General features: G+C 58.6%; 1 protein-coding gene and 1 pseudogene. Both read right to left on the bottom strand.

The features are described from left to right. Positions 1-158: pseudogene (locus AB4Y77_RS23000) on the bottom strand (lipoyl synthase); the annotation flags it as partial. 94 nt (positions 159-252) lie between these two features. Beyond that, on the bottom strand, positions 253-399 hold a 147-nt coding region (locus tag AB4Y77_RS22995), incomplete at its 5' end, for an L-serine ammonia-lyase, iron-sulfur-dependent, subunit alpha (protein WP_442014758.1).

The raw sequence follows: 399 nt of genomic DNA, 5'->3' as shown, positions 1-399 counted from the left end.
GTGTGCAGGCCTTCCTTCTTCACCAGGTTCTTGAGCTGGACAAACTCCGGCCCCATCTGGACCTTGGCCTTGATCCACTCGGGCTTGCGTTCAACCGGGACGGCCGAGTTACGCTGCTCAACGCGCAGCAACTTACGGCCTTCAGGTGCGAGTGTCATGACGTTCCTTTGTGTTGATCTGTAAATTCTTGCGTTGCGGGGCCCGTTTTACGCCCTTCGGCTTCGGCATACCGTGCACAGCGGGCCTCACAACTCAGCATTCGACGACGTTGACGGCGAGGCCGCCCATCGCTGTTTCCTTGTACTTATGGGACATGTCCTTGCCCGTTTCCCGCATGGTCACTATGACCTCGTCCAACGAGACCCGGTGCGTCCCATCACCCCACAACGCCATCTTCGC

The sequence above is a fragment of the Paenarthrobacter sp. YAF11_1 genome (assembly GCF_052113445.1).
Taxonomy (GTDB): domain Bacteria; phylum Actinomycetota; class Actinomycetes; order Actinomycetales; family Micrococcaceae; genus Arthrobacter.
This window is presented reverse-complemented; position numbering and strand designations above follow the sequence as displayed.